Genomic DNA, 22,407 nt, shown 5'->3' on the forward strand with positions numbered 1-22,407 from the left:
CGCGCGTGTCAGTCACGTTTCAGCCATCCGACAGGCGGGCCCGCAGCCCGCTGGCGCGCAGCGCCTGCCGGGCGATCGCCGCCCGGACCGCCGATTCCGAGCCGATCACGCGCACCTTGCGCTGCGCGCGCGTGACGGCGGTGTAGAACAGCTCGCGGGTGAGCAGGCGCGACTCCTCGTCGGGCAGCAGGACGGTGACCTCGTCGGCCTGGCTGCCCTGCGACTTGTGGATGGTCATCGCGTGCATCGTCTCGACGTCGCCCAGGCGCGACGGGGCGAGGTCGAGGGAGCCGACCCCGGTTGCGATCGCCGCCCGCGGGCCCGAGCGCCCCGCGACGACGACGCCGGTGTCGCCGTTGTAGACCCCGAGGGAGTAGTCGTTGGAGGAGACCAGGATCGGCCGTCCCGGATAGGCCGCGTCGTGCACCGGGACACCGGTCTCGGCGGTGAACCACTGCTCGATGCGACGGTTCCAGTGGCGTACGCCGAAGGGCCCGTCGCGGTGCGCGCAGAGCAGGCGGTGCCGGTCGAGCGCCGCGAGCGCCCGCACGGCGTCGCCGGCTGCTGCGGCGTCGTGCACGGCGAGCGCGTGGGGCAGCACCGCCGACCGGATCGGGCCGGCCGGATCGCCGGAGGGGACCCACTCGACCGCGTCCCCCCCGGCGCGGAGCGCGTCGAGGGCGGCGTCGGCGTCGCCCACGCGCAGGGCTTCGGCGAGCCGGCCGATCTCGGCGCCGTAACGATGGGCGGTGCGCAGCGCGGCGACCGGGCTGTCGTCGCGGTGCTCGTAGCCGCGGACCAGGTCGGTCAGCACCGCACCGGCGTCGACCGAGCTGAGCTGGTCGGGGTCGCCGACGAGCACCAGGCGAGCCTCGGGGCGTACGGCCTCGAGCAGTCGCGCCATCATCGTCAGCGAGACCATCGAGGCCTCGTCGACGACCACGAGGTCGTGGGGGAGCCGGTTGCCGCGGTGGTGGCGGAAGCGCGTGCTGTTGCCGGGGTCCTGGCGCAGCAGCCGGTGCAGGGTCATCGCCGACACGTCGGCCAGGCGTGCCCGGTCGGCGTCACCGAAGCGGGCCGCGGAGGCGCGCACGGACTGCTCCAGCCGCGCAGCGGCCTTGCCGGTCGGGGCGGCGAGCGCGATGCGCAGCCGGACCCCGCCGGCCTCCGCCTGCTCGACGAGGGCGGCGAGCAGGCCGGCCACCGCGGTGGTCTTGCCGGTGCCCGGGCCCCCGGTCACCACGGTCGTGGCCTGCGTGGCGGCGCGTCGGCACGCGGCGCGCTGCTCGTCGGCCTCGGCCCCGGGGAAGACCCGCGCGAGGGACGTCTCGAGCAGTGCCGGGTCGACCCGGTGCGCCACCTGCGTACGGGCGCGCAGGTCCTCGAGCACCTGGGTCTCCTGCTCGTGGTAGCGGTCGAGGTAGACCAGCCCGTGCTCGAGGTGCACCAGGCCGGCCGCCACCAGCGGGCTCGCCGCGACTGCCGCCGCCCAGCCCGTCGGGGCCGGCCACGGCAGGTCGAGGTCGGGCAGCGACCCCGGCACGGCAGCCAGGTCGAGGCAGACCGAGCCGTGGCGCACCGCGCGCACGGACAGCGCCACGGCCAGCAGGACGTCGTCGTCGCGCTCGCCCACCAGGCGTCCGAGCGTGGTCGCGACGTGCACGTCGGCCGCGGTGAGCACGCCGGACGCGTTGAACGACGCGAGCACGCCCGTCGCGGCCAGCGCGAGGTCGCGGTCGTGGGCGTCGACCGGGTCGAAGAGCTCGCTCACCGCACCGCCACCTCCTCGTCGACACCGGCGGGCACGCCGTCGAGCAGGTCGGACAGCGCCTCGACCAGCGCGACCGGCGGGCGCCACGAGAAGACGCCGCACGGCATGCCGTCGACCACCGGGGTGTCGGGCCCGCACATCCCGCGCAGGTAGAGGTAGAGCACGCCGCCCAGGTGCTTCGCCGGGTCGTACGCCGGGAGCCGCCACCGCAGGAACCGGTGCAGCACCACGGTGTAGAGCAGCGCCTGCAGCGGGTAGTCGGAGTGCGCCATCGCCTCGTCGAGCATCTCGGGCCGGTAGTCGTGGGCGGTCAGCGGCTGGTCGAGCGGGCCGAGCCAGTTGGTCTTGTAGTCGACGGTGAGGAACCGCTGCGCGCCCCCGACGTCGAGGCGCAGCACCACGTCGATCGACCCGGTGAGGTAGCCGCGGAGCGACTGCGACGCCAGGTCGCGGTCGGCGTCGAGCGCGTCGGCGTAGACCCGGACCGCGTCGCCCTCGGGCAGGTGCCGGCGCAGCAGGGGGGCGAGGTCGCCGAGGCGTACGTCGGCCGCGGGCGCGGTCGTGTCGCCGCCCGCCAGCGGCACCTCGAAGTCGAGCTCGCGCAGCCGGTCGGCCATCCCCAGCGACAGCAGCGTGCGGTCGGCGGCCAGCGGCCCGAGCGGGCTGCGGCAGACCGCGACCAGCGCGTCGGCCAGCTCGGCGGGGTCGAGGTCGACCGGCCACCACACCAGCTGCTCGTCGATGTGCCGCAGCAGCTCCCCGCGGAAGTCCTCGGCCGCCGGGTCGGCGTGCTCGAGCACGGCGTGCACCAGCGAGCCGAACGTCGCCCCGACCGGCAGCGTCGCCATCGGTGAGGGGACCGACGCGGCGGCCGTGGGTGCGGCCGCGACGGCGGCGTCGCCGAGGTCCTCGGCCGACACGGCCGAGTCCTCGTCGGGCATCTCGTCCGGCTCGGACAGCGCTGCGGCCGCGTGCGACGCGCTGGCGGCCGACAGCGAGGAGTAGGACGTACGGTGCCACGCGGTGTCGACGGACCGGGTGAAGGTGCGCACCTCCAGCGGCGCCGTGGAGCGCTGCAGGGGCGTCGGGTCGGGCGGCACGAGCGCGGCGAGCTCGACGCTCGGACCGCCCGCGGACTGCCAGGCCGACAGGATCGACATCACGCGGTCCTCGTCGACGAGCGCCTGACTGTCGGGCACCGGCGCCGTCCCCGGCCGCCGGCCGAACAGCACCCGGTGCAGGGGGGAGTCGGGGGTGTTGCGCTCGGCCGCGGCGTACCAGGCGACGACCTGCGACTGCGCGCGGGTCATCGCGACGTAGAGCAGCCGCAGCGACTCGCCGGCGTCCTCGCGCCAGTGCCGGGCCACGGCCTCGCGGCGGAACGCGCTGGGACCCCCGACGTCGCGGCAGCGGCGGCCCGCGTCGTCGTGGTAGAGCGGGACGGCGGGGTCGCGACCGGTGTAGCGGTTCCACAGGGTCGGCAGGTAGACGACGGGGTACTGCAGGCCCTTGCTGCCGTGGATGGTCACCAGCTGCACGGCCTCGGCGTCGGAGTCGAGGCGCCGCGTGCGCTCCGAGGCGACCTCGAGCTTGTCGTCGGCGACCTGCTCGCGCAGCCAGGCGAGCAGGCCGACCAGGCCCAGCCGCTCCTCGGTCGAGACCCGCAGCAACGACTCGCCGACGTGACGGAGGTCGGTGAGGGTCCGCTCGCCGCCGACGCGCGAGAGGACCCGCGCGGTCAGGCCCTCGGCGGCGGCCAGCTCGACGACGGCGGCGACGCCGCGCTGGGTGAAGACGTCGGCCAGGAGGCGCACCCGGTCGGCGAGCCGGTCCGTCAGCTCGTCCCCGCCGGCGTCGAGCGAGGCGGCCGTGTGGCCGAAGAACGAGGTCAGCGCTGCCGCGCGCACGCGGTCGGCGCGGTGCGGCTGCTCGAGGGCCTCCAGCAGCGCGACCCACTCGCCGGCGGCGGGGGTGTGGAAGACGGAGCCGCCCGCGTTGACCACCGACGGCACGCCGACCTGCGCGAGGGCGTGCTGGACGGCCTCGAGCTCGTTGCGCCGGGCCGCGAGCACCGCGACGTCGCCGGGACGGAGGTCACGACCGTCGAAGGTGGGCCGTGACTCGATGAGGCGCTTGATGTCGTGCGCGGTGTCGGCGATGACGTGGTCACGCCACAGCGCGACCGGCGGCTTGGAGCGAGGACCCTTGCCGAGCTCGGCGCGCCGCACGACCCGCAGCCGGAACGGCGCGCCCGCACCCTGCAGGCGGGAGGCGGTGCGGTGGGCCTGGACCGGGTGCACCACGATCCGCTCGTCGCCGAGCCGCGCGCTGCCGAGCACCGCGTGCACGGCGTCGAGCAGGGGCCGGTCCGAGCGCCAGTTGACGCCGAGGGTCTGGACGGTCGTCGCGGTCTCGGCGGCCTGGAGGTAGGTGACGATGTCGCCGCCGCGGAAGGCGTAGATCGCCTGCTTGGGGTCGCCGATCAGCACCATGGTGGTCGTCTCGGAGAACGCGCGCCGGAAGACCTGCCACTGCACCGGGTCGGTGTCCTGGAACTCGTCGATCAGCACGAACTTCCACCGGTGCTGCATGCGCAGGCGGGCGGGTGCGCGCTCGTCCTCGAGCGCGTCGGCGAGCTGGCTGAGCAGGTCGTCGTAGCTGAGGATCCCGAGGCGCCGCTTGCGCCGCTCGACCTCCTCGAGCACCTCGCAGGCGAACGCCACTCGTACGGCGGCGGGGGAGTCGGGGGCGTCCGTCACGGCGGCGGCCGGCTCGACGACCGCGCGCGGGTCGCCGACGACCGTACGCGCCAGCTCGAGCGCGGCGGCCCGCGTCCAGGGCGGCTTCTCGTCCTGGCCGAACCGCGCGAGGTAGAGGTCGTCGACGGCCTCGGTGGTCAGCTCCTCGAGGTCCTCCACGAGGGTGGCGGCAGCGTCGGTGTCACCGGCGACACCGAGGCTGCGCAGCACGAGCTGGCAGAACTGGTGGATGGTCGCGATGGTGGCCGCGTCGAAGGACACCAGCGCCGCGGTGAGGCGCTCGAGGCGCCGGGCGAGCTCGTCGGCCGGGGCGTCGAGCAGCCAGTCGTGCAGGCGGTTGGCTGGGTCGCGGGACCCGGGGTCGCCGAGCAGCTGGACCGCCTCGTCGAGCTGGCGGCGCACCCGTTCGCGCAGCTCCTGGCTGGCGGCGCGGGTGAAGGTGACCACGAGCATCTCGTCGAGGCGTACGGCTCCGGAGGCGACCTGCTTGGCCACGAGCGCCGCGATCGTCCACGTCTTGCCGGTGCCGGCGCTGGCCTCCAGCAGGGTGGTGCCCGGGTGCAGGTCGGCGGCGATGTCGAAGGTGTCCATCACAGGCCCCTGATCGTCTCGTGGCCGCCGTCGACCAGCGGCGCCCACAGCCGCCACGCGAAGTGCCCGAGGCGGTGCGGGCCGTCCTCGCCGGGGCGGGTGGGGCAGGCGAGCACGTCGTAGTCGGCGGCCTCGCCGAAGGCGCGCACGTGCCACACGTCGGCGTCCTCCTTGGGGAACCCCGAGTCGTTGAAGCGGGGGGTCTCCCACTCGGCGCGCGCCCGGACGTCGGGGTCGCCGTCGCTGCCCGCCCATACGCGACGCGACTCCTCGGCCCAGGCGAGCGACGCCCGGACGGGCAGCGGCAGCGGCTCGCGGCGGCCGGCGTCGTAGAGCGCGACGAGGTCGCGCAGCCACTGCTCGGCCTCGTGCTGGGCGAGCGGACCGATCTGCTGGGCCTGCCCGCCGGAGCGGTGCTTGCCGATGGTGTGGACCGTCCAGTTCTCGTCGGGGAGCCCCGCGCCGAGGGCGAGGGCATGGATCCAGGAGGCGAGCCGGTGCTTGGCGCCGAGGTTGGAGAAGGACACGGCCACGGCCCGGTTGCCCCACACGTCGCCGACCGTGCCGGACAGCCGGCGACCCCCGCCGAGGTCGATGTCGACGTCGAGGGTGCGTCGTGGGCCGGTGCGCAGCGCCTGGGCCGTCTCGACCAGCGGCCTGACGTTGCCCACGATGTCGCGCAGCACCCCGACGCCGAGCGCCGCCGGCGGCAGCGAGCCGCTGAGCTGCTCGACGAGCATGGCGTCCTGGGGATTGGCCCCGGACATCACGTGGGTGACGATGCGGTCGCCGACGGCCCACGTCTGCAGCCCGTCGAGGCTGATCGGGATCGCGTCGTCGACCTCGTCGGCGTCGTAGGGGCGCGAGATCCGCAGCCGCCGGAAGAAGCCGCGCACCGGGTGGGCGAAGAAGTCCTGGAGGTCGGCCAGGGAGACGTCCTGCGGCGTGGGGTCGGGGGGCGGCAGCGGGTCGGGCACGAGCACGGTGACCGGGGACCGGTCGCCGCGTGCGGCGCTCGCGCCGGCGAGCGTCAGGCTGTCGAAGGTGAACGGGCGCCCCGGGCGCAGCGCGCCGGCGACGAAGTTGGCCTCGTCGAACGGCTGCAGCGGGTGCTGGGTGAGGACGTGGTCGCGCACGGGGACGGCGAGGGTGCGGTCGAGCGCGTCGAGGAGCTCGCCGAGCGGCACGGCGGGCGGACGCTCGGCGCCGGTGTGCTCGCCGCGACCGGTGTAGGTGACGACGAGCTTGTCGGTGGCCGCGACGATCGCGTCGAGGAACAGCTGGCGGTCCTCCGCGCGCAGGTCGCGCTCGCCGGTCCGGGGCCGGCGGGCCAGCACGTCGTCGCCGTCGACGGTCGACACGCGGGGGAAGACGCCGTCGTCGAGCCCGACCAGGCACACCACCCGGTGCGGCACCGACCGCATCGGCACCATCGTGCACACGGTGAGCGTGCCGGTGCGGAAGTTGGTGCGGGTGGGCCGCCCGCGCAGCCGCTGCTGGAGGAGCGCGCGTACGTCGGCCTGCCGCAGCAGCGTGTCGGCGTCACCGGCGCCGGCGGCGATCCGGGCCACCTCGCGGTCGAACTGGGCGACCTGCCAGACCTCGCTGAGCGGCGTCGAGGTCAGCCGGTGCACCGCCTCGGACAGCGCGGTGGTCCAGTCGGTCACGGTGCGCGCGCGCTCGGCGGCCACGACGAAGGCGTGGACCCGCTCGACGAGCTCGGCGAAGCGGCCCACCAGCTCGAGGTCGCCGTCGCTGACGTCGTCGACGGGGACGGTGCCGGCGACGTGGCGGTGCTCGAGACCCGACATGGCCGCGCCGAGGAGGACCCGCCGCATCCCGCTGACCCACGTGTTGGCCTCGAGGCCGCCGAGCCCGAACGCGCCGCGCTGGGCGCCGTCGTAGCCCCACCGCACGCCGCTCACGTCGACCCAGTGGGTGATCCGCTCGAGCTCCTCGTCGCCGAGGCCGAACCGCGTCCGCACCGGGTCGGCGCCGGCCACGTCGAGCACCTGGCTGGCCGTCATCCGGCCGCGGACCAGCTCGACGAGCTGCGCGGCCAGCGCGAGGAGCGGATTGGTCGCGGCGAGCGAGCGGTCCGCGAGGCGTACGCGCAGCTGGTGCCCGGGGTGACCGGTGCCGTCGGCCGCCACCTCGGCCATGCCGAACGAGGCGGAGATGAGCGGGGCGTAGGTCTCGATGTCGGGCACCATGACGAGGATGTCGCGCGGCTCGAGGGTGGGGTCGTCCTCCAGCAGGCCGACCAGCACCTCCCGGAGCACGTCGACCTGCCGGGCGGCGCCGTGGCAGGCGTGCACCTGGACCGAGTCGTCGCCGGGAGCGGGCGCGCCGCGTGCGGCCCGCTCGTCGGCGCCGGGGGCGTGGTTGGCCCGCAGGTCCTGCTGGAGCAGCCCGAGCAGGGTGGGGGGAGCGGGCGGGACCCGGACGGTCGTCTCGGCGGGCAGGTCGCCGAGCGTGCGCCGCAGCTCGCGCGAGTCGCGACCGAGCGACCCGAGCAGCGGGTGGCCGACGACGTCGGCGGATGCGTCGAGGGACCGCGGCACCTGACCCTCCCCGGCGACCGGGGCGAGCGCCGTCCAGAGGGCGCTCGAGGCCTGCGGCAGCCACAGGTGCACGTCGCGGAGCGTGCCGAGCGCGGCGAGCAGCGACACCTCGGTCTCGGGCAGGCGGGTGTGGCCGAAGAGCGACAGGCGCGAGGGGAGGTCGAGGTCCGCGCCTCCCGCGCACAGACGCGCGACCGTGTCGGCGTGGCGTACGTCGGGCGGCGGAGCGGGCACGGCGTCGAGGAGCCGACGCCACAGCGCCGCCTGCCACAGGAGGTCGGGGTCGAGGTCCGCCCCGGCGCCGTCCCGGTCGCGGCCCTCGCGCCAGTCGGTGAGCAGTGCCGGGCGCTGCACCGCGTAGGAGGAGAAGAGGCCGGCCAGCCGGCGCGCGACGGCGTAGCGGCGCGCGGACCGGTCGTCGGCCGGGTCGCCCCCGCCGAGGTGGCGGGTGAGGTCCTCGAAGCCCGCCGTGCCCATGACGTCGTCGATCACCGTGAGCAGCGGCCAGGCGAGGCGGTCCGGGCTCCACGGATCCTCCGCGTCACGGTCCAGCAGCATCGACACCAGCGAGTGCGGCGTGACGAAGTCGACGCCGGCGCAGACGCCGTCGCCGCCGCGCGGGCCGACGCCGAGCCGGTGCGAGAGGCGCTGGGTGAGCCATCGCTCGACCCCGCGCGCCGGGACGACGACCACCTCGCGGGCGAACGGGTCGGGCAGGGGGGCCACGAGCAGCTCCGCCAGGCCGTCGGCGAGCGCGTCGGTGCGTTCGGCGACGTGGAGGTGGAGGCTCACGGCGCCCACCCTATGAGCGCGGACCGACACCCGCCGACGTGGTCGACGGGCGTCGGGTCCGAGGGCGCTCAGCCCTTGAAGACGTCCTTGACCTTCTCGCCGGCCTGCTTGAGGTTGGCGCCGGCCTGGTCGCCCTTGCCCTCGGCTTCGAGCCGCTCGTCGTCGGTGGCCTTGCCGGTGGCCTCCTTGGCCTTGCCCTTCAGCTCCTCGGCCTTGTTGTCGATCTTGTCGTCGAGACCCATGTCGTTCCTCCTGTGAGGTCGGTGCGGACCGGACGGCCCGCTCTCCAACCTGCCACGGGGATCGTGTGACACCACACCCGTGCGGGTGGACCGGACGCCCGGGGGCGCCCGGCCCACCCCTGCGTCATCAGGAGGAAGGGAGTGACGCAGGACGGGACGCGTCCGAGCCGGCGATCTGGGTGCGCGGGCGCTCGGGCGGCGGGGTGTGCTCGATCTCCTCGGCGCGCAGGGCGTCCATGCGCCAGATGACGGCGCACCCACGATCGCGACGAGGATGGCGGCGGTGCTGATGAGGACCACGGCAACCATGGGATTCTCCAGGTGTCTGAGGGGGTGGGGTGGAGGAAAACCTCTACACACCTGTATAAATTATTACTGCACACCTGACAAGGGGTGGCGCAGCTCTTTCTCGAGGAGGACGTCATGTCGGAGGGCTTCAGCATCGGAGTGCTGGCGGCGCGCGCCGGGGTGACGCCCGGCACCCTGCGGACGTGGGAGAACCGGTTCGGCTTCCCCGCCGGCGAGCGGTCCGCGTCCGGCCACCGCCGCTTCACCGACGCCGACGTCGACCTGGTCCGCCGGGTGCTCGAGGTGCGCGACGGCGGCCTGCCGCTGCAGGTCGCGATCGACACGGTCGTGCGCGACCGCGAGGTGGCGGGCGAGCGCTCCGTCTTCGCGGCCGCGTCCGTCGCGGCTCCCGGCGTACGCCCGCTCCGGCTCGGGCGCCGCCCGCTGATCGCGGCCTCGCACGCCGTCGAGGACGAGTGCCTGGCCCGCGGGGACCGGGCCGTCGTCCTCGGAGCGTTCCAGCTCGGGCACCGCTACGCCGGCTCCCGGCACCGCTGGGAGGAGGTCGGGCGCACCGCGGCGTGGGCGGCGGTCGTCGCGGACTTCGACGAGGACCTCCCCGCCGACCTGACGGCCTCGCCGGTCCGCTGCCAGCTGCCGGAGGACTCGCCGCTGCGCCGCGAGTGGGCGGTTGTCTGCCTCGGCGACTCGTACGCCGCGGTGGTCGCCGCGTGGGAGGTGCCGTCGACCGGCACGGAGCCGGCCTACGAGGCCGTCATCAGCACGCACCGTGCCGTCGTCGTCGCATCTGCGCGGGTGCTCACCGGCGTCGTGCGGGACGCCGGGGGCGAGGTGCCCGCCCGCGCGACGCGCCTCGTCGACGCCGTCGGCCCCGCGCCGGCGACCACGTCGGTCGACGCCGACCGGACCTGGCTGCGCGCGCTCGCCGAGCTCGGCTCCGTGCGCTGACCGGACCGCCCGCGCGGGCGGTGAGGGTCAGTGGTGGCGCAGCGCGTCGATCAGCTCGGCCTTGGTCATCGAGGACCGACCCTCGATGTCGAGCTCGGCCGCGCGCTCGCGCAGCTCCTCGACCGTACGGTCCTCGTAGTCGGCGGCGGCGCCGCCGCGACCGCCGACCTCCGACCTGCCCCTGGCGGCCGCCGCGTTGGCGATCCGGGCGGCCTTCTCCTTGCTGGCGCCGTCGTCGCGCAGCGCCTCGTACACCTCCGGGTCCTTCACCGACGGGCCCGGGTCTTCCTTCTTCTTCTCGGCCATCCCCCCACCGTGCCACCGGTCCGGGGCCGCCTGCTCACCCGTCCGGAGGTGGGCGACCGGCGCCGTCCGAGTAACGTCCGGAGGATGGCCGGACGAGCGCGCGACGAGACGCCCCAGGAGCGGGCCGACCGCAACTGGAACGAGCTGCTGCAGGAGCTCCGGGTGAGCCAGACCGGCGTGCAGCTGCTCGCCGGCTTCCTCGCCACGCTGCCGTTCCAGTCACGCTTCGAGGCGCTCGACGGGTTCCAGCGCGGGTGGTACGTCGGGCTGCTTGCCCTGGCGTTCGCCACCGTGGGCGTGATGCTGGCGCCGGTGGCGATCCACCGGCGGGTGTTCCAGACGGACTCCAAGCCCGAGCTGGTCCAGGCCGGCCACCGGCTGACGGCGGCGGCGCTCGCGATGATCGCCCTCCTGCTCGCCGGCATCCTGTTCCTGGTGGTCGACGTCGTGTACGACCGCACGTGGGCCGCCGCGATGGGGGTGGTCGCCTCGGTCGTGCTGGCGGTGCTGCTGGTGCTGGTGCCGCGGCGGGTGGCGGGGAACTAGGCCAGCTCGTCCAGGCAGGACCGCAGCTGGTCGACGGTCTTCCTCGCCAGGACCGGCAGGTAGGCCTGGACCACCGGGGAGGCGAGGACAGCGAGGCCCGAGAACCTCATCCGCGCGGTGTAGGTGATCTCCGAGCCCGCTCCTGCAGCGCGGACCTCGAAGACGTCGTGGCCCTCGAACTGCTCGTTGGTGCCGACCAGGTGCACGTACGTCGGTGCGACGAGCTCGGTGGTCGTGTAGTCCACCTCGACCTCGCGACCAAGGAAGGAGGAGACGTTGCGGTACGTCGTGCCGACGCCGCCGTCGCCACCGGTCCGCTCGCACGTCCGTGTGCCGGGGTCCCAGGCCTCGGCGTTGCGGAAGTCGGCGAGGTAGGCGTGCGCCGCGTCGGGGGCGGCAGTGGTGGTGAAGGTGCGCGTGATGGACGGCATGGGGTCGACGCTAGCGCCCCGGTCCCCCGTTCGGGCGGTTGAAATGTACAGGGTTTGTCCTATGTTGGTCGTCATGGCGAAGAAGACGACACGTACCTCCTCCACCGCCCAGGTCACCAGCGACTCCGACGCGCCGCTGACGGTCCCGGGGCTACCCACCGAGACCGGTCATGCCGTGGCCGACGCGCTGCAGATGCGGGTGCACGCCCTCAACGACCTGGCTCTGACGCTCAAGCACGCGCACTGGAACGTCGTGGGTCCGCACTTCATCGGGGTCCACGAGATGCTCGACCCGCAGATCGACGGCGTGCGCGACATGGTCGACACCCTCGCGGAGCGGATGTCCACCCTCGGGGTGGCGCCCAACGGCCTGGCCGGCGCGCTCGTCGCCGCCCGCTCGTGGGACGACTACGACCTCCATCGCGCCGACACCGCGGCCCACCTCGCCGCCCTCGACCTCGTCTACAGCGGGGTCATCGAGGACCACCGCGCGGCCATCGAGGCCGTCGGCGACGACCCGGTGACCGAGGACATCCTCATCGGGCAGACCGCCGACCTCGAGCAGTTCCAGTGGTTCGTCCGCGCCCACCTGCAGGGCACGAGCGGCGCGCTGGTCACCGAGGGCGCCACCGCCGAGCTCTCCGCGGCGCGCAAGGCCTCCCGCAAGCGCTGACCGTCGGAGTCCGCGAGCCCTAGAGTCGGCACATGGCCCGGTACGGCGCGCAGTTCGGTCCCGACATCACCTTCCTGGGCGTCCCCGCCTGCGACCTCGACGACGAGGAGTCGTACGCCGGGGCCGACGTGGTGGTCGTGGGTGCCCCCTTCGACGGGGGCACCTCCCACCGCCCGGGCACGCGGTTCGGGCCGCAGGCCATCCGGATGACCGACTACCTGCCGCACGACGGGTCGCGGCCCTCCCTGGCGCTGCGCACCGACGGCCTGCAGGACCTCCGCGTCCTGGACGCGGGCGACGTGGAGCTGCCGCCGGGCGACATCGAGACCACGCTGGGCCGGCTCGAGGCGGCGGTGGAGAAGGTGGCCCGCGCCGGGGCGATCCCGGTGGTGCTCGGTGGCGACCACTCCATCGCCTACCCCGACGCCAAGGGTGTCGCCAACGTGCTCGGCCATGGCCGCGTCTCGATGATCCACTTCGACGCGCACGCCGACACCGGCGACATCGAGTTCGGTTCCCTGTGGGGCCACGGCCAGCCGATGCGGCGTCTCATCGAGTCGGGCGCGCTGCGCGGCGACCGGTTCCTCCAGATGGGCCTGCGCGGCTACTGGCCCGGGCCCGAGACGCTGGACTGGATGGCCGCGGAGCGGATGCGGTCCTACGAGATGACCGAGATCGTCCACCGAGGCCTGGAGGAGTGCCTGACCGAGGCCTTCGCCATCGCGACCGACGAGTGCGACGGCGTCTTCCTCTCGGTCGACATCGACGTCTGCGACCCCGGCCACGCGCCCGGCACCGGGACACCCGAGCCGGGTGGCCTGACCGCCCGCCAGCTGCTCGACTCCGTACGCCGCATCTGCCTCGAGCTGCCGGTCGTCGGCGTCGACGTGGTGGAGGTGAGCCCGCCCTACGACCACGCCGACATCACCGCGGCGCTGGCCAACCGCGTCGTGCTGGAGGCGCTGTCGGCGATCGCGCGCCGCCGTCGCGATGCGCGCGACGGCACGGCCTGGGACCCGGCCCGCCCGCTGCTCGACCGGTAGCCCTCGCGGGCGCCACAGGACCACCGGCCCGGCCGTAGCGGGACGTTCGGACCTGCCGAAGACCGGGAGCGGGACCGAGGCTGGACCCACCGACGAGCCCAGGAGGTCCCCATGCTCACCCAGCAGTACGTCCAGCACGACTGGCCCCCCGCCGTCTTCGCTCTCATGCTGCTCGCCATGGCGGTCTTCGTCGTCGTCGGCATGCTGGCGTTCCTGGTCGGAGCGAACCGCGAGCTGAAGGGGTTCACCGCGCGCCACGCCGGCCCGGACGCACGACAGCCCGGTCGGAACGACCGGGCTGCGTGACCTGCGCGCCGGCTGACGGCGCCGACCTCAGCCGAGGCCTCCCTTCGGTCGGAGGACGAACAACCCGCGCTCCATGCTGCTCACCGCGATGGAGCGGGAGGCGTAGTAGGGGTAGTTGCTCCAGGACCCGCCGTCGAACGAGGCGTCGTCGTTCTCGGGGTAGAGGTCGAAGAAGCCCAGCTCCGGCAGCAGCCCGTCGCCCACCCTGCTGGTGTCGAAGACCCGCAGTCCTGAGGTGTAGTTCGACGCGTACGCCCGGTCCCCCTCGGTGTAGAGGTTGTGCCCGATGGACGCCTGTCCGTTGTCCGTGGTGGCCGTCAGCGTGATGTCGTCCAGGTCGCGGAGGTCGAAGATCCGGGTCGTGGTCGCGACGCCGTGGAAGAGCTCGTCGAGCTCGTCGTTGTGCAGGAAGTACTCCTGGTCCGGCGTCAGCCAGCCCTGGTGGCTGTAGCCGTCGGTGTCGTACTCGAAGCTGTCCAGGCGCACCGGGTCGCCCTTGTCGGTGACGTCGGTGACGGTCACCGTGTTGATGATCCCCTCGGGACTGAAGTCGTTGAAGGTCGCCGCCGAGCTCACGCAGATCTCCTTGCCCCGGTGGGCTGCGTCCGGCCCGTCGTACACCACGCACTGCGTGTCGTGGATGTAGCCGTCGTCGGACCAGCAGCCGGCGAACGTGGGCTCCGCAGGGGTGGTCAGGTCGACCATGTGCAGCCCGCCGTCACACGTGTCACTTCCCACGACGTACGCGAAGCCGGTCTCCTCGTTGATCGCCAGGTTGTGGGCCCACGAGAAGTCCGCGTAGTCGAAGTCCTCCGTGAAGGTCACGGGTGTCCCGGTGACCCCCCGCAGCCGCGTGAGGTCGAAGACCTGCATCCCGTGGTCGGTGTCCTCCGACACCACGTAGGCATGGTCGGCGTACACCTTGATGTCACGCCAGAAGAAGAGGTCGGAGGTGTGCGTGGGCAGGGTGCCCACGACGTCGGGCCGCTTCGGGTCGGTGATGTCGACGAACACGGTGCCCTCGGTCCCACCGATCATCGCGTACTCCCTCGCGGTCACCGGGTCCACCCAGCCCCAGATGTCGTTGGCGAAGGAGAGACCCAGGTCGTCCAGGGGCAGGTGGCTCATCATGTCGACGCCCCGGCAGGGGAAGGTCCGGGCCGCCATCCCCTCGATGCACGGGGCGAAGCCCCTCGGCGCGTTGCTGGTCTCCGCGGCTGACCCCGCCGCGACGTTCTCGAACTCCTGCTGCTGGACCTCGAGCGAGGGTGGGACGACGTGTCCCTTGCCGTCGTCATGGGCGAAGGCGGCACCCCCCGACAGGACCAGGGCGACCGACGCCAGTACGACCTTCGCGTGCTCGGCTCTCATGGCAGTCCCTTCTTTCGGGCGAGCGCCACGAGGAACGGGATCGGCCTCCTCCGCGGCCGTCTCCGCTCGCCAGAGGATCGATCCACGCTAGGGACGGGCGAGAGCGGCGTGAAGGGTGTCGCAGGGAGATCACCAAGATGTCCGCCGGCGGTCTGGACCGCCTGTCGAGCGATCAGTCCCGAGAACGACGAAGCCGCAGGTCAGCGGGCTGACCTGCGGCTCTCTCGCTCTGCGCGCCTGTAGGGATTCGAACCCCAAACCTTCTGATCCGTAGTCAGATGCTCTATCCGTTGAGCTACAGGCGCCCGTCCGTGCAACCGTTCCGGCCGCGAGGACTGGTCGAGAATAGCCGACGCACTCCGGACGAGCGAAATCAGGGACCGGGCGCCTGTTCGGGACAGTCCTCGCGCAGTCGGGACTTCCGACCCCCGCGGGACGCCTGAGCGGTGCCCTAGGGTGCCTAGCACCCGCATCGCGGCGACGCACCGCCGCACGACGAGAGGCAGCGCGATGGCAGATCTCGAGGCAGTCCTGGACGAAGCCGGGCTGACCAACCCGCAGGTCCGTGAGTTCGTCAAGGAGTACGCCGAGCTGACCGGCGCCGCGCACGTCGAGGTGGTCAACGCCTCCGACGACGCCCGGCTGCTCGAGGAGGCGGTGGCGGCCGGCGAGCTGCAGCGAGCCGGCGAGGGCCGCTACTACTCGCGCAGCTACTACAAGGACACCGCCCGCTCCGAGGAGCGCACCATCGTCGCGACCCACGACGAGAAGGACCGAGGCGTCTACAACAACTGGCGCCCGGCGTCGGAGATGAAGCCGATGCTCCACGAGCGGATGCGCGGTGCCTCGGAGGGCAGGACGATGTACGTCGTCCCCTACCTGATGGCCCCCGCCGGCAACCCGCTCCAGCCGTGGGCCGCCGGCGTCGAGCTCACCGACACCCGCACCGTCGTGCTCCACATGATCCGCATGGCCCGCGTCGGCGTGCAGTTCGTCAACGACCTCGAGGATCCGGGCTCCTTCGTCCGGGCGGTCCACGTCACCGGCGACCTCGAGCACCTCGGTCAGGGCACGCCCGACGACCAGCGCTACTTCGTGACGGTCGCCGACGAGCGCACGATCCTGCACTTCGGCTCGTCCTACGGCGGCAACGCGCTGCTCGGCAAGATCGCCCACGGCCTGCGGCAGGGCGCGTACGACGGCTGGGCCAGCAAGAAGTTCCTCGCCGAGCAGTACATGCTCATCGGCATCCACGACAAGGAGACCGGGCGGACCTACCACGTCTGCGGCGGCTTCCCCAGCGCCTCCGGCAAGACCAACCTCGCGATGATGGCCGCGCCCGACGCGCTCGGTGACCGCTACCACGTGTCGTTCTACGGCGACGACATCGCGTGGCTGTGGGTCGACGAGGAGTCCGGCCGGCTGATGGGCATGAACCCGGAGTACGGCGTGTTCGGCGTCGCGAAGGACACCAACGAGACGACCAACCCCAACGCCCTCGCCTCCGTCGCCGAGGGCACGCAGGCGATCTTCACCAACGTCGCCTACAACCCCACGACCGGCGAGGTGTGGTGGGAGGGCAAGACGCCCAAGCCGCCGACGGACGTCCGGGGCTGGCTCGACTGGACCGGCGCCCCGCTGGCGGACCGCAAGGACAACGACACCGCGGCCTGGGCGCACCCCAACAGCCGGTTCACCACGACGCTCGACAACGTCCCCAACATCGCGCCCGACTACGACGCGCCCGCGGGCGTGCCGATCGACGCGATCATCTTCGGCGGCCGCACCCGCGACCGCGAGCCGCTGATCCGGGCGATCACCGACCTCGCCGAGGGCGTGTACGACGGGCTCACCCTGGGTGCCGAGGCGACCTTTGCCGCGGAGGGGGTGGACGGCCAGCTGCGCTACGACCCGATGTCGAACCGACCGTTCATGGCCTACGGCGAGGGTGACTACGCCCGCCACTACCTCGACGTCGTCGGGGCAGCAACCGACCAGCCGATCTTCGCCCACGTCAACTGGTTCCAGAAGGACCCCGACGACGGCCACTTCCTGTGGCCGGGCTACCGCGACAACCTGCGTCCGCTGCTGTGGCTGCTCCAGCTCAGGAACGGCGAGGTCAGCGGCCGGCGCACGGCGGTCGGCATCCTGCCCACCGAGGACGAGCTCGACCTGACGGGCATGGACGTCCCGGCCTCCGACCTCGAGCGGATCCTGACCATCGACAAGGAGCGCTGGCAGCAGGAGATGGGCTTCCGCGAGGAGCACCTCTCCCAGTTCGAGCGGATGCCCGAGGAGATCTGGGAGGCGCACCGTCGGGTGGCCGCGGACCTCGAGCGCGAGGAGTGAGGCGTTTGGGGGTTGCACGTCCGATGAAAGGACACGCTGCCGAGTGATTGGCTAAATCCAATCAAATCACTGTACTTTGGTGACATCGTCCTGATCCGGAGGAGTCACCCGTGCAGAAGCTCGTCATGTTCGCCCTCGTGGGCGTTGCCGCCCAGCTCGTCGACGGCAGCCTGGGGATGGCGTACGGCGTCACCTCCACCACCCTGCTCCTCATGATCGGCACCAACCCGGCCATGGCCTCGGCGATGGTCCAGCTCGCCCAGCTCGGCACGACCGCCGCCTCCGGCATCGCGCACCACTCGTTCGGCAACGTGGACTGGCGCGTGGTCCGCAACATCGCGCTGCCGGGTGCGGTGGGCGCGTTCGTCGGGGCCACGCTCCTGGTCAACATGCCCGTCGACCTGGCCAAGGTCGTCATGGCGGTGCTGCTGCTCGGCCTCGGCTCCTACCTCCTGGTCCGCTTCACCGTGAAGGGCTTCGACTCCAGCCGGGTGGGCCAGCCGGTCGGCCGACGGTTCCTGGTGCCGCTCGGCGGCGTGGCGGGCTTCGTCGACGCGACGGCCGGCGGGGGCTGGGGCCCGATCGGCACCCCGGCGCTGCTCGCCAACGGCCGCATGGAGCCGCGCAAGGTCATCGGCTCGGTCAGCACCTCGGAGTTCGTCGTGACCCTCGCGGCGTCCGTCGGCTTCCTCACGGCACTCGGCCTGTCGGGCATCCAGTGGCAGATCGTCGTCGGCCTGCTCGTCGGTGGCGTGGTCGTGGCGCCCTTCGCCGCGCTGCTGGTCAAGGTGATCCCCGCGCGGATGCTGGGCTCGCTGGTCGGCGGGCTGATCGTCCTCACCAACACCCGTACGCTCATCAACGCCGACCTCGTCGCGGTGCCGGGGGGCGTCGCTGTCGCCGCCTACGTCGCGATCGCCGCGGTCTGGGCGGCGGCGGTCCGCCACTCCTGGCGCGCCCACCGGGCCGAGACGTCCACCCCTCGGGAGGGGGTACAGGAGGGTAGCGAGACACGCGTCACACATCTGTGATCGATCCAATATGTGCGCCCATTCACACGGGCTAGCGTCCGCGACAAGTCGCCGACAACGAGGCCGCGCGAACCAGCCGACAGCACGCTGAAGGAAACGGTCATGACCGCAACGATCGACACGCAGACGACTCCCGCCGACGGCGGAGCGCCGACCACCCACCAGGGGATCCTCGCCTGGGTGAACGAGGTCGCCGAGCTCACCCGGCCCGACTCGGTCCAGTGGTGCACCGGCTCGGACGAGGAGTGGGCCCAGCTCACCGCCTCGCTCGAGGCGACGGGAACGTTCACCCGCCTCAACCCCGAGGTCATGCCCAACTCGTTCCACGCGGCCTCCGACCCCACCGACGTAGCGCGCGTCGAGGACCGCACCTACATCTGCTCCGTCGACGAGCGCGACGCCGGGCCCACCAACAACTGGATGGACCCCGAGCAGATGAAGGAGCTCATGCGCGGGCTCTACGCCGGCTGCATGCGCGGGCGCACGATGTACGTCATCCCGTTCGTGATGGGCCACCTCGACGCCGAGCACCCGATGTTCGGCATCGAGATCACCGACTCCGCCTACGTCACCGTCTCGATGCGCGTCATGGCGCGCATGGGCACCGACGTGCTGCGGCGCATCGAGGAGCTCGAGGCCGCCGGCGAGGACCCCCAGTGGGTGCCCGCGCTCCACTCGGTCGGCATGCCCCTCGAGCCCGGCCAGGCCGACGTCCCTTGGCCGTGCAACGACACCAAGTACATCGTGCAGTTCCCCGAGGAGCGGATGATCTGGAGCTTCGGCTCCGGCTACGGCGGCAACGCCCTGCTCGGCAAGAAGTGCTACGCGCTGCGCATCGCCTCGGTCATGGCGCGCGACGAGGGCTGGCTGGCCGAGCACATGCTCATCCTCAAGCTCACCTCCCCGCAGGGCGTCACCAAGTACGTCGCCGCCGCCTTCCCGAGCGCCTGCGGCAAGACCAACCTCGCGATGCTCAAGCCGACCATCCCCGGCTGGAAGGTCGAGGCCATCGGCGACGACATCGCCTGGATGCGCATCGGCGAGGACGGCCGGCTGTGGGCGGTCAACCCGGAGTTCGGCTTCTTCGGCGTGGCCCCCGGGACCAACGAGCACACCAACCCGCACGCGATGGAGACCATCCGCAAGGGCAACTCGGTCTTCACCAACGTCGCACTGACCCCGGACGGCAACGTGTGGTGGGAGGGCCTGGAGAACACCCCGGCCGAGGCCACCAGCTGGAAGGGCGAGCGCTGGACCCCGGAGATCGCCGAGGAGACCGGCGAGCTCTCCAGCCACGCCAACAGCCGCTACTGCACCCCGATCAAGCAGTGCTCGATCCTCGCCGACGAGTACGACGACCCGCGCGGCGTGCCGATCGACGCGATCCTGTTCGGTGGTCGTCGCAAGACGACCATCCCGCTGGTGACCGAGGCCCGCGACTGGAACCACGGCACGTTCATGGGCGCCACGCTGTCCTCCGAGACGACCGCCGCCGCGGTCGGCGCCGTGGGCGTGGTGCGCCGCGACCCGATGGCGATGCTGCCGTTCATCGGCTACAACGCCGGCGACTACTTCGGCCACTGGGTCGGCATCGGCAAGGACAACGACGCCGCCAAGCTGCCCAAGATCTTCTACGTCAACTGGTTCCGTCGCGGTGACGACGGTGGCTTCCTGTGGCCGGGCTTCGGCGAGAACAGCCGCGTGCTCAAGTGGGTCATCGAGCGCATCGACGGCCAGGCGGCCGCGGTCGAGACCCCGATCGGTCACGTCCCCGCGCCGGGGGCGCTCGACATCGAAGGCCTCGACCTCTCCGAGGACGAGCTGGCCCAGGCGCTGGCCGTCGATGCTGACGAGTGGAGGGCCGAGATCCCGCAGATCGAGGAGTGGTTCGCGAAGTTCGGCGACGACCTCCCCGCCGTGCTGTGGAGCGAGCTCGACACCCTCAAGGCCCGCCTCGACGCCTGACGCACCGGCACAATGCGCGCCAGGGCCCGCCCCCTCCGTACGTCGAGGGGGTGGGTCCTGCGGATTTCGCGGGCGGCGCGCGCGGGAGCGTGTGGCACGATCTGCCCCACGGGGACATCGTTGGAGCGGGAGGCTGGCATGCCCTTGGGGCCGCAGGAGCGGATCCTCTTCGAGGAGCGGTCGAGCCCGCTCTACGAGGAGATCGTCGCCTCAGGGGGCGTCGACGCGACCGACAGCCGCATCGTCGAGGGCGGTGAGCTGCACGGAGCGTTCACGCTGCTGGTCCAGCTCGGGCTGCTGACCCGTAGCGAGGACGGGCTCACCTGGCGCGCCGCCGACCCGGCCGCGGTGCAGGCGCAGGTGGTGGCGCCGCTGGGCCAGCAGGGCGCCGAGCTGATCGCCGAGTCGGCCCACTGGGCCCAGGCCTTCAACACGCTGTCCCACGCGTGGCGCCGCTCGCCCTCCGCCGTCGGCGGGCCGTTCACCGAGATCCGCGGGTCCACGATCCGCACCTTCCTGGACTCCCTGGTCGCCGACGCCCAGGAGGAGCTGCTCACCGCCCAGCCCCAGGACCGCCGCGGTGTCAAGCAGCTCGACGAGGCCAGGGTACGGACGATCGCGGCCCTCGACCGCGGGGTGAAGATGCGCACCCTCTACCAGCACGCCGCACGTCGCGGCACCGCCACCCGCAAGTACGTCGCCGCCGTGACCGCGGCGGGCGCCGAGGTCCGTACGCTCGACGAGTTCTTCAACCGGCTCATCGTCGTCGACCGCCGCGTCGCGGTCATCCCCAGCCACGAGGGCCTGGTCGCGGCCATGGTCATCAGCGAGCCCTCGACGGTCGGCTACCTGATCGACATGTTCGAGCGGCACTGGGAGCGGGCGCGCCCCTTCACCAGCAGCGAGACCTCCCTGATGCGCGACATCGCCGCCGAGCAGCGCGCGATGACCATCCGGATGCTCCTCGAGGGCAGGGCCGACCCGGCCGGCGCCAAGCGCCTCGGGGTCAGCCCGCGGACCTACGCGGCGTACGTCGCCGACCTGAAGAACGAGTTCGAGGTCGAGACCCGCTTCCAGCTCGGCTACGAGATGGGCAAGCGCGGGATCTCCGGGCGCGAGACGGACTGACCTGCCGCCCTCCGCACCGTGCGGACGTGACAAGGGCAGCAGCTCCGGGGAGCTGCTGCCCTTGCTGCTGAGACGGGCCTGTGGGGGAGGCCGTCCGAACCAAACTCGTGGGGGGTTGAGGGGTTCGTGTCTCAGCGCTTCACTGCGTGCACATCATCGCACGTCGTAGGGGCCGTCGGTGTCGATCAGCCCTTGGCCTTGATCTTCATGCCCCACGTGATGTCGGCGTTCGCCGGGGCGGACGTGATGCCGACGAATCCGAGCCCGAGCGCGGCCACGAGGGCGGCGGCGGCAATGCGGCGTACTGGGGTCATGGCTTCTTGCACCTCACATGTGTCACAGGGGATGACCAGATGATTGTCTCCCACTCCCTGCGGCCACGTCGCGTCGATGCGACTGCAGGTCTGTGCATTGCAGGTTTCTGCAAATGCATGTGGGCAGCCGGGTCGACCCCCTCCGGGAGGAGGGGGTCGATGTGGCGGAGGCGGAGGGATTTGAACCCTCGATGGGGTTTTAGCCCCAAACCCGCTTAGCAGGCGGGCGCCATAGACCGGACTAGGCGACGCCTCCATGCCCGCCGAGTGGGCGGGCGCACAGAAGGTTACAAGGCGCGGCGTGCCAGCGCCGAATCAGCCCCACTTGCGCAGGCCGTGTCCTCGCTGGAGGTGCTCCTGGAGGTCGCGGACGAACGCCTCGCGGTCGACGGCGAGCATCTCGACCGGGATCGTGGTCGTGCGGCCGTCGCGCAGGCGCAGCACCACGACGGGGGACTCCGCGACCGTCGTGGTGACGGCGTCCTCGACGTCCTTCCAGCGTCCGGAGGCGGTGCCCACCCCGCGCACCCACTGGACTCGGTAGCCCTCCGCGGTGAACCGCACGACCCAGCCCTTCTGCCGCCAGGTCCACCACGTCCCCACCAGCACCGCCACGGTGAGCAGCACGGGCACGAGCAGGAGCACGGTGTGCAGGTCGAGGACCGCGATCGCCAGCGTGCTCACCAGGATCAGCGCCGCGACGGCGACGAGCACGACGCCGAGCAGGCGCGCCGCGATGGCCGGGGCGAGGCGGTGCACGGTGGCGGGCTCGGTCGTCACGCAGGAGATTTCATCACGCGCAGGTGCGGTCGGCCCGGTTGGGTAGAGTCCCGCGGTGTGCGGCGCCCCGGTGCCGTACGAGGAGGGGTGCCGGAGCGGCCGATCGGAACCGCCTTGAAAGCGGTCGTAGGGAGACCTACCGCGGGTTCGAATCCCGCCCCCTCTGCCAAGCTGCAGCAACGCACCGC

The 22,407-nt window shown here is 72.5% G+C and carries 18 protein-coding genes and 3 tRNA genes; 10 read left to right on the forward strand and 11 right to left on the reverse strand.

The genetic code is table 11. The annotated features are described in order from the left end of the window. Positions 1-19: 19 nt before the first annotated feature. The 4 genes from recD to IE200_RS03745 form a co-directional block, all read right to left on the reverse strand. Positions 20-1,771, reverse strand: coding sequence for an exodeoxyribonuclease V subunit alpha (gene recD, locus IE200_RS03730; protein WP_229856055.1), 1,752 nt, complete (start codon positions 1,769-1,771; stop codon positions 20-22). Further along, positions 1,768-5,121: a UvrD-helicase domain-containing protein gene (locus IE200_RS03735; protein WP_191277975.1), complete on the reverse strand. Its 3,354-nt coding sequence runs from the start codon at positions 5,119-5,121 to the stop codon at positions 1,768-1,770. Before IE200_RS03735 ends, recD begins: the two co-directional genes overlap by 4 nt. Beyond that, entirely contained in the window at positions 5,121-8,477 is a 3,357-nt protein-coding gene (recC, locus tag IE200_RS03740; RefSeq protein WP_191277976.1) for an exodeoxyribonuclease V subunit gamma, read from the reverse strand. The genes IE200_RS03735 and recC overlap by 1 nt, the downstream gene beginning before the upstream one ends. A gap of 68 nt (positions 8,478-8,545) precedes the next feature. After that, on the reverse strand, positions 8,546-8,719 hold the full coding sequence (locus IE200_RS03745; RefSeq protein WP_191277977.1) for a CsbD family protein: 174 nt from the start codon (positions 8,717-8,719) through the stop codon (positions 8,546-8,548). A 423-nt stretch (positions 8,720-9,142) separates the two neighbouring features. Between IE200_RS03745 and IE200_RS03750 the strand changes: the two genes are divergently transcribed. Then, positions 9,143-9,976 carry a DICT sensory domain-containing protein gene (locus tag IE200_RS03750; RefSeq protein WP_191277978.1) on the forward strand — a complete coding sequence of 278 codons (834 nt, stop codon included), beginning with the start codon at positions 9,143-9,145 and terminating at the stop codon, positions 9,974-9,976. Between the two features lie 27 nt (positions 9,977-10,003). Here the strand turns inward: IE200_RS03750 and IE200_RS03755 are convergent, their stop codons facing one another. Beyond that, positions 10,004-10,282: a DUF7218 family protein gene (locus IE200_RS03755; protein ID WP_191277979.1), complete on the reverse strand. Its 279-nt coding sequence runs from the start codon at positions 10,280-10,282 to the stop codon at positions 10,004-10,006. Between the two features lie 84 nt (positions 10,283-10,366). On the opposite strand from IE200_RS03755, the gene IE200_RS03760 reads away from it, so the two are divergent. Next, a complete protein-coding gene (locus IE200_RS03760; protein WP_191277980.1) occupies positions 10,367-10,828 on the forward strand; it encodes a DUF6328 family protein in 462 nt (153 codons plus the stop codon). Here the strand turns inward: IE200_RS03760 and IE200_RS03765 are convergent. Then, complete coding sequence (locus IE200_RS03765) at positions 10,825-11,259, reverse strand: SRPBCC family protein (protein WP_191277981.1); 435 nt, start codon at positions 11,257-11,259, stop codon at positions 10,825-10,827. The two genes, IE200_RS03760 and IE200_RS03765, sit on opposite strands and share 4 nt — an antisense overlap. 73 nt (positions 11,260-11,332) lie before the next feature. Between IE200_RS03765 and IE200_RS03770 the strand changes: the two genes are divergently transcribed. The 3 genes from IE200_RS03770 to IE200_RS03780 all read left to right on the forward strand — a co-directional run bounded on the left by IE200_RS03770 (position 11,333) and on the right by IE200_RS03780 (position 13,281). Further along, positions 11,333-11,932: a Dps family protein gene (locus IE200_RS03770; protein ID WP_191277982.1), complete on the forward strand. Its 600-nt coding sequence runs from the start codon at positions 11,333-11,335 to the stop codon at positions 11,930-11,932. Positions 11,933-11,964: 32 nt separating this feature from the next. Next, a complete protein-coding gene (gene speB, locus IE200_RS03775) occupies positions 11,965-12,975 on the forward strand; it encodes an agmatinase (protein WP_191277983.1) in 1,011 nt (336 codons plus the stop codon). 111 nt (positions 12,976-13,086) lie between these two features. Further along, positions 13,087-13,281 (forward strand): hypothetical protein, encoded by a 195-nt coding sequence (locus IE200_RS03780; protein WP_191277984.1) that lies wholly within the window; start codon positions 13,087-13,089, stop codon positions 13,279-13,281. A gap of 27 nt (positions 13,282-13,308) precedes the next feature. On the opposite strand, the gene IE200_RS03785 is transcribed toward IE200_RS03780, so the two are convergent. Then, entirely contained in the window at positions 13,309-14,652 is a 1,344-nt protein-coding gene (locus tag IE200_RS03785; RefSeq protein WP_191277985.1) for a choice-of-anchor B family protein, read from the reverse strand. A gap of 232 nt (positions 14,653-14,884) precedes the next feature. Further along, positions 14,885-14,957: transfer RNA gene (locus tag IE200_RS03790), tRNA-Arg, on the reverse strand. Positions 14,958-15,162: 205 nt separating this feature from the next. Here IE200_RS03790 and IE200_RS03795 point away from each other — a divergent pair. From IE200_RS03795 to IE200_RS03810, 4 genes are all read left to right on the forward strand, one after another. Beyond that, positions 15,163-17,001, forward strand: coding sequence for a phosphoenolpyruvate carboxykinase (GTP) (locus IE200_RS03795; RefSeq protein ID WP_191277986.1), 1,839 nt, complete (start codon positions 15,163-15,165; stop codon positions 16,999-17,001). Positions 17,002-17,111: 110 nt separating this feature from the next. After that, positions 17,112-18,032, forward strand: coding sequence for a sulfite exporter TauE/SafE family protein (locus IE200_RS03800; RefSeq protein ID WP_191277987.1), 921 nt, complete (start codon positions 17,112-17,114; stop codon positions 18,030-18,032). A gap of 102 nt (positions 18,033-18,134) precedes the next feature. Further along, positions 18,135-19,997, forward strand: coding sequence for a phosphoenolpyruvate carboxykinase (GTP) (locus IE200_RS03805; RefSeq protein ID WP_191277988.1), 1,863 nt, complete (start codon positions 18,135-18,137; stop codon positions 19,995-19,997). A 138-nt stretch (positions 19,998-20,135) separates the two neighbouring features. Continuing rightward, complete coding sequence (locus IE200_RS03810; protein ID WP_191277989.1) at positions 20,136-21,125, forward strand: phospholipase D-like domain-containing protein; 990 nt, start codon at positions 20,136-20,138, stop codon at positions 21,123-21,125. Between the two features lie 185 nt (positions 21,126-21,310). Here the strand turns inward: IE200_RS03810 and IE200_RS21010 are convergent, their stop codons facing one another. The 3 genes from IE200_RS21010 to IE200_RS03820 form a co-directional block, all read right to left on the reverse strand. Further along, on the reverse strand, positions 21,311-21,439 hold the full coding sequence (locus tag IE200_RS21010) for a hypothetical protein (protein ID WP_268245525.1): 129 nt from the start codon (positions 21,437-21,439) through the stop codon (positions 21,311-21,313). Positions 21,440-21,601: 162 nt separating this feature from the next. Then, positions 21,602-21,695, reverse strand: a tRNA-Ser gene (locus IE200_RS03815). 59 nt (positions 21,696-21,754) lie between these two features. Next, positions 21,755-22,219, reverse strand: a complete 465-nt coding sequence (locus tag IE200_RS03820; protein WP_191277990.1) for a hypothetical protein — start codon at positions 22,217-22,219, stop codon at positions 21,755-21,757. Between the two features lie 81 nt (positions 22,220-22,300). On the opposite strand from IE200_RS03820, the gene IE200_RS03825 reads away from it, so the two are divergent. Next, positions 22,301-22,388, forward strand: a tRNA-Ser gene (locus IE200_RS03825). Positions 22,389-22,407: the final 19 nt, after the last annotated feature.

This window comes from Nocardioides flavus (ex Wang et al. 2016) (assembly GCF_014653115.1).
GTDB lineage: Bacteria > Actinomycetota > Actinomycetes > Propionibacteriales > Nocardioidaceae > Nocardioides > Nocardioides flavus.

Coding starts and splice junctions, on each gene's coding strand:
- IE200_RS03735 (WP_191277975.1), bottom strand. CDS start 5,121: ATGGACACCTTCGACATCGCCGCCGACCTGCACCCGGGCACCACCCTG.
- IE200_RS03745 (WP_191277977.1), bottom strand. CDS start 8,719: ATGGGTCTCGACGACAAGATCGACAACAAGGCCGAGGAGCTGAAGGGC.
- IE200_RS03750 (WP_191277978.1), top strand. CDS start 9,143: ATGTCGGAGGGCTTCAGCATCGGAGTGCTGGCGGCGCGCGCCGGGGTG.
- IE200_RS03755 (WP_191277979.1), bottom strand. CDS start 10,282: ATGGCCGAGAAGAAGAAGGAAGACCCGGGCCCGTCGGTGAAGGACCCG.
- IE200_RS03760 (WP_191277980.1), top strand. CDS start 10,367: ATGGCCGGACGAGCGCGCGACGAGACGCCCCAGGAGCGGGCCGACCGC.
- IE200_RS03765 (WP_191277981.1), bottom strand. CDS start 11,259: ATGCCGTCCATCACGCGCACCTTCACCACCACTGCCGCCCCCGACGCG.
- IE200_RS03770 (WP_191277982.1), top strand. CDS start 11,333: ATGGCGAAGAAGACGACACGTACCTCCTCCACCGCCCAGGTCACCAGC.
- speB (WP_191277983.1), top strand. CDS start 11,965: ATGGCCCGGTACGGCGCGCAGTTCGGTCCCGACATCACCTTCCTGGGC.
- IE200_RS03780 (WP_191277984.1), top strand. CDS start 13,087: ATGCTCACCCAGCAGTACGTCCAGCACGACTGGCCCCCCGCCGTCTTC.
- IE200_RS03785 (WP_191277985.1), bottom strand. CDS start 14,652: ATGAGAGCCGAGCACGCGAAGGTCGTACTGGCGTCGGTCGCCCTGGTC.
- IE200_RS03795 (WP_191277986.1), top strand. CDS start 15,163: ATGGCAGATCTCGAGGCAGTCCTGGACGAAGCCGGGCTGACCAACCCG.
- IE200_RS03805 (WP_191277988.1), top strand. CDS start 18,135: ATGACCGCAACGATCGACACGCAGACGACTCCCGCCGACGGCGGAGCG.
- IE200_RS03810 (WP_191277989.1), top strand. CDS start 20,136: ATGCCCTTGGGGCCGCAGGAGCGGATCCTCTTCGAGGAGCGGTCGAGC.
- IE200_RS21010 (WP_268245525.1), bottom strand. CDS start 21,439: ATGACCCCAGTACGCCGCATTGCCGCCGCCGCCCTCGTGGCCGCGCTC.